Below are 336 nucleotides of genomic sequence, written 5' to 3'. Positions count from 1 at the left end.
GCCACATCTGCATGCAGCTCGGAAAGTGTCGCGTATCATACTTCTAACACGGGGTTTTGCAAGTACTTTACGCTGCCACTTCATCTTGTCTGAAGTGGTGCCCGGAGGCGGAATCGAACCACCGACACGGGGATTTTCAATCCCCTGCTCTACCGACTGAGCTATCCGGGCATTTGGTGCGGAAGGAGAGACTCGAACTCTCACGCCGTGAGGCGCTGGAACCTAAATCCAGTGTGTCTACCAATTCCACCACTTCCGCAAGTGGTGCCCGGAGGCGGAATCGAACCACCGACACGGGGATTTTCAATCCCCTGCTCTACCGACTGAGCTATCCGG

Annotated in this window: 2 tRNA genes; both read right to left on the bottom strand. The window is 55.7% G+C overall.

Going from position 1 to position 336, the window contains the following annotated elements:
• Window positions 1–95 precede the first annotated feature (95 nt).
• Window positions 96–171: transfer RNA gene (locus ACKC9G_RS16255), tRNA-Phe, on the bottom strand.
• Window positions 172–174: 3 nt separating this feature from the next.
• Window positions 175–259, bottom strand: a tRNA-Leu gene (locus tag ACKC9G_RS16250).
• Between the last annotated feature and the right edge of the window lie 77 nt (window positions 260–336).

This window comes from Pokkaliibacter sp. CJK22405, assembly GCF_046614695.1.
Classification (GTDB): domain Bacteria; phylum Pseudomonadota; class Gammaproteobacteria; order Pseudomonadales; family Balneatricaceae; genus Pokkaliibacter.
Note: the sequence above shows the minus strand (reverse complement) of the source record. Positions and strands in the feature narration are given on the sequence as shown.